We start from the raw sequence: 5094 nt of genomic DNA on the forward strand, positions 1-5094 counted from the left end.
ACTGGCAACGTGCAGCCTGAACGTAGAAGGGCCTCGATCGGGCCCCTTCTTCGTTCGCCGCCGATCGTAAGGGTCAGGCCGGCGGGATCTCGCCCGTCTCGGCGTCGTGAGGATCGGCGGTGGCCTGGTTTTGCTCCGCCCCTTCGGCCCGGCCGCGCCGGCTGCGGGAAGTTTTGAGGCGGTAGCTGTCGCCGTTCAGGCTCAGGATGCTGACGTGGTGGGTCAGCCGATCGAGCAGCGCGCCGGTCAGCCGCTCCGAGCCCAGAACTGACGTCCAGTCCTCAAACGGGAGGTTCGAGGTCACCACGGTCGAGCCACGCTCGTAGCGCTGCGAGAAGACCTCAAACAGCAACTCCGCTCCCGTCGATGACAGCGGCACGTAGCCGAGTTCGTCGACGATCAGGAGCTTCACCGCGGCCAGCTCACGCTGAAGCCGGAGCAGACGACGCTCGTCGCGCGCCTCCAAGAGTTGGTTGACCAGCGAGGCCGCGGTGGTGAACGTGACCGAGAAGCCCTTCTGGCAAGCCGCCAAGCCGAGAGCCAAGGCGATGTGGGTCTTGCCGGTGCCCGAGTTGCCAAGTGCGATGACGTTCTCCCGGCCGAGGATGTAGCCACAGCGGGCCAGCTCCAGCACGAGCATCTTGTTCAGACTCGGGATCGCGGCGAAGTCGAACGTGTCGAGGCTCTTCACCGCCGGGAAGCGCGCCGCCCGGATGCGGCGCTCGACCATGCGCCGCTCACGGTCGATCAGCTCCAGTTCAACCAGCCGCAACAGGTAGCGCGGGTGGTCGAGACCGCCCTGGGCGCACTCGCGGGCCACCTTGTCGTACTCGCGCAGCACCGTGGGTAGCTTGAGCTGCTTGAGGTGGTGAGCCAGCAGGACGCCCGGCGTGGTCTCGTCGCGCGCCGGGCTCATGCGGCCACCTCCGGCACCAGCACGGCATAGTCCGCAGCCACGGTGGTCCGCACCGTGGTTCTGGGCAGGTGCGGATAGGCTGCCAGGTCGAGCCGGGGCGGTCGGTGCTCGAGTCGGGCCAGCGCAATCAGCTTGACCGCATCGAAGCCGATCGCCCCAAGCCGGATCGCCTCCGTGACGGCTGCGGCCACCACGTCCTTGGGCATCGCCTCCATCAGGCGCAGCACCTGGATGAACTCGCGCTTGCCCCGGTTGCCCATGCGCGCCTCCAGCAGGTGGCGCAGGTGCTGGAACGCCTCGGGCAGATCCCAGTCCTGGAGGGCCGCCGCTTGGTCGAGGGCGTTCGGCTTGGTCTCGATCAGCGCGAGGTAGTGTAGTGGATCGGACACGAACACGCCGGTGCCGTAGCTGCGTTCGTGCCGGGCGATCTCGATCCCGCCGCACAGGATCACGACCTCGTCGACGAAGCCCTTCACCAGCACGTTCCGGAAGCCGTAGGCGGTGGGCACCGAATAGTCGTTGCCGTGATAGCGCACCAGCGCGGTCGAGGAGACACGACCAGCCCGCTTCTCGCACGGCTCCAGCGGGACCGCCGGCAGGGCGCGCAGGACCGCACGGTCGGCCACGAGCCGCGTACCGATGAGCTCGGCATACCGACCGGCACACTCATCCTGCCGGACTCGGCAACGTCGCTCCAGATCAGCGTTCAGCGCCTCGAACGAAGCTGCCTCCGGAGCGGGGGTCATGAAGTTGGACCGGGCGAACTTGACCAGCCCTTCGACTTTGCCCTTGTCGTTGCCCTTGCCCGGACGGCCGAAGCGGTCGCGGAACAGATAGTGGCTCACCAACTCGGTGAAGGCGCGCGTGCGCTCGCGCTGCCCGTCACCGCAGATCTTGGCGACCGCGATCTTCGTGTTGTCGTACAGGATCGACAGCGGCACGCCCGTGAAGAAGGCGAAGGCGGCGACGTGCCCGTCGAGGAACGCCTCGGTGGTCTCCTGCGGATACGCCTTCACGAAGCAGGCATCGGAGTGCGGCAGGTCCATGCAGAAGAAATGGATCTTGCGCCGCACGCCGCCGATCGTGGCCACCGCCTCGCCGAAGTCGACCTGGGCATGGCCGGGCGGGTGGGCCAGCGGCACGAAGGTCTCCCGCCCCTGCGACCGGCAGATTCGCACGTGGTCCTTCACCACCGTGTAGCCGCCGGCATAGCCGTGCTCGTCGCGTAGACGCTCGAAGATCCGCTTGGCCGTGTGCCGCTGCTTGACCGGCGCAGTCCGGTCCGCCTCCAGGATGGCCGTGATCACCGGCAGAAGAGGTCCAAGCTTCGGCTTCTCGACCGGCTTCGAGCGCGTATAGCCCGGCGGCAGAGAGAACCGGCACATCTTGGCGATCGTCTCTCGGCTCAGCCCGAACACTCGAGCCGCCTCACGCCGAGAGTTGCCCTCGATAAACACGAACTGCCGAACGGCCGCGTAAACTTCCACGGCGAACATCCCCGGCTCCTCTCGAAAGAGAAGCTTCTCCACTGGCCGGCTTTTACGCCGCCCGCATCAGCACGACACCGACGCTCCAGTGGATGGTTTTGTCACCGCCCTACACAAACGAAGCAACCTAACGTGGCAACGTTACCACGTGATAGCGTTGCGTAGCGAGGGCGCGGCGCGGACCTCATCCGGATCATGAACCAGTCCGGCCACCAAGATCCCAAGACCGTACTCGGTTACATCGGCGGGCGAACGCCTTCAAGGGTCATAGCGGATCTGGATTTTTGTGAAGGCAAGGGATTGCAAGCCAACCCACTCTGTCGTTGCTTGGTAGTGGCAAACCTTACTCTTACCCCGCTGAAGGTACATAACGACGTCACTCCAGCACAAACGACACACGGTCGGTATGGCCTCACGCTTGCAAGAAGGTCCTGCGCTCGCTGTCAGCGTCCGCGTCTGAAGAGTCCGGATTATGAGCGACGACGTACCGACACCCGCATCACTGGTGCGCGGCCTCCTTTCCAGCTTGATGAAGGCAGCGCTGATCTCCCGCGACGCTCAAGGCATGCAGTGGCGGGACGAAGCCACTCGGCTCCAACGCTTGATCGTGGAAAGATCGGGCGAACTTGGAAACCTGAAGATCGACGGTTTGTGGTGGCTTGCCGTGAATGATGCGGAGACACCTGAACTCGAAGCATCTGAAGGGCAGATCCAATGGGGTCAGCCGAAGACGTGCCCATTCACGGTCGGTGAGATCTCTTCGGCGAATTTTAACATTAGTTATGCCGTCCAGCATCTTCGTGAAACTGCTTCTACAGGGTGAAGCGCCGTAGCACAGCTTCAAAATCCTGAAGCTAAGAGCGTTGATCGTTACGAGCAGGCCGTGATCGACATGCAATGCTCGTTCTCCACGCCGAACATACCCTGCAAGTCTCCCGTTCGAGCCGGCGCACGGGGCTTCTGTGGCCCATCCGTGCCGTAGAGCAGGTGCGGCGACTGCTGAGAGCGCTCGATGGGTGAGCGCCTTCAAAAAGCACGCCGGGAGTGGGTTCTTACGCGCGGCAGGAGAGGCCGAGCGAAGCCGCGCTTCAATCCTCCGGCGTGACGCAGGTCCCCATGAAAGCCTTCCGCTCCGGCCCCTCCTTGAGCTTCTGGCTGTCCGCGCGCTGCCGGCACCGGTCGAGCACGGCCGGGTCGACGGCCGACGCAGCTTCCTCGCCGGCGGACGAAGCACCCGACACTGGCCTTCGAGGCGGCTCCGACGTGCTATGGGCACGTCCAGCAGCAGGGAGGCAGGCAACACTGACTAGAGCAGAGAGGAGCACGATCGAGCAGCGCGTGATGATCAAGCCAATCCGTCCTTGGCTGCCTGGTCCGGATCGTCTGGCTTGCTCTCGGCCTCTTTGACTGGGTCCTTGCTCTCGGGCTCAGTACCGGTCGTTGGGTCCGGCACGTTGACGTTCGGGATCCGCACCGTCGGCGGCACCACGCTCACACCCGGTGGCTTGTCTGTCTCAGCCATGGCCATGCCGCTCCTCGTGATGCTGAGCCGTCACGCGGATCAGGCGACCCGCCCTACGTCTTCTCTGAGGGTCGCAGATCCTGCGCGATTGGCAATCAGGGCTGAGAAGCGGCGAGCGCCTCGACCTCCGTCAGCGCCGTGATCCGCTCACTTGCCGCCACCACCACCCTGAGGCAGGGGCCGCTCCGGCTGGCCGGCATTTCCACCGGCTGCGGAGTTGTTCGTCACGGTGTCGGCAGGTTGGCCGGTCGGAGTCCCTGTCACAGTGGCCGGCGCACCCGTCGAACCGGGCTGAGGTGCGGCTACGCCGGGTGTACCCGGAGCTGTTGCGGGCGGCGCTGCCGCCGGCGCCTGAGCATAGGCTACGCCGGACAAGAGCAGCATAAACGGGATAGCCGTGACGAGGGTGCGCTGACGCATCAATAACTCCGTGTCGAAGAACGCCGGTAACGCGTGTGTGAGGAGGATGGTTCGCGATACTTCGGAAGCCTGATCGCGCAGTTCCTCATGCTGGGATGCGGTCGATGCTGGCGGTGTCCTCGGCGGACACGCCGTTCTCGCGGTGGCGGAAGTCGGAAAGCGCCCGATAGACCTGCAGCCGTGCCCGCATCACCGAACCGAGCGGCCGGTGCGCCACGAGGCTGTGCGCGGGGCGGAAGGTCATCACCTCGTCGAAGTAGCGCACCCGCTCCGGTGAATAGGCGTCTTGGCTCGGCAGGCGCAGCGTCGCCACGGTCCGGTAGGGGCTGACCGAGACCGGCCAGTCGACCGAGGCGTCCTCGATGGGCTGCCGCTCGGCATCAGCCCAGAGCTGCGCCTTCAACTCGAACACCACCTCACTATCCCGAAAGAAGGCGACGGTCGCGTGCCGGAAGCCGTCCTCATCCTGGTGTGGATCGAGCCGCCACTCGGATAACGCGCGCTGGGCCTCGGCCGTGGGAACGGCCGCGAGCTTGGCCACGTAATCGCCGAAGCGCACGGGTGCATGGCTGAAGTAGCTATCGGCGAGCGGGTGGCTGTAGGGGTGCCCCGAGCCCACCGTACGCATGCTGGTGACGGAGGTCCTGGAGGATCTCGGCTACACCGCCATCGAGGCGGCCGACGGGGCAACCGGCCTGAAGGTGCTCCGCTCGGACGTGCGCATCGACCTGCTGGTCACGGACGTCGGG

4 protein-coding genes and 1 pseudogene are annotated in these 5094 nt (G+C 65.4%); 1 reads left to right on the forward strand and 4 read right to left on the reverse strand.

Features of this window, described 5'->3' with window-relative positions:
- Positions 1 to 73: 73 nt before the first annotated feature.
- Both istB and istA read right to left on the reverse strand, forming a co-directional pair.
- Positions 74 to 916: an IS21-like element helper ATPase IstB gene (gene istB, locus MKL01_RS01305; RefSeq protein ID WP_243903437.1), complete on the reverse strand. Its 843-nt coding sequence runs from the start codon at positions 914 to 916 to the stop codon at positions 74 to 76.
- Positions 913 to 2412 carry an IS21 family transposase gene (gene istA, locus MKL01_RS01310; RefSeq protein ID WP_243903438.1) on the reverse strand — a complete coding sequence of 500 codons (1500 nt, stop codon included), beginning with the start codon at positions 2410 to 2412 and terminating at the stop codon, positions 913 to 915. Before istA ends, istB begins: the two co-directional genes overlap by 4 nt.
- Positions 2413 to 2875: 463 nt before the next feature.
- Between istA and MKL01_RS01315 the strand changes: the two genes are divergently transcribed.
- Positions 2876 to 3226: a hypothetical protein gene (locus MKL01_RS01315; RefSeq protein ID WP_243903439.1), complete on the forward strand. Its 351-nt coding sequence runs from the start codon at positions 2876 to 2878 to the stop codon at positions 3224 to 3226.
- Between the two features lie 522 nt (positions 3227 to 3748).
- Here the strand turns inward: MKL01_RS01315 and MKL01_RS01320 are convergent.
- Positions 3749 to 3925, reverse strand: coding sequence for a hypothetical protein (locus MKL01_RS01320; protein ID WP_243903440.1), 177 nt, complete (start codon positions 3923 to 3925; stop codon positions 3749 to 3751).
- Positions 3926 to 4430: 505 nt separating this feature from the next.
- Positions 4431 to 4955 (reverse strand): annotated as a pseudogene (locus tag MKL01_RS01330) (catalase); the annotation flags it as partial.
- Between the last annotated feature and the right edge of the window lie 139 nt (positions 4956 to 5094).

Source organism: Methylobacterium sp. J-070 (assembly GCF_022829385.1).
GTDB lineage: Bacteria > Pseudomonadota > Alphaproteobacteria > Rhizobiales > Beijerinckiaceae > Methylobacterium.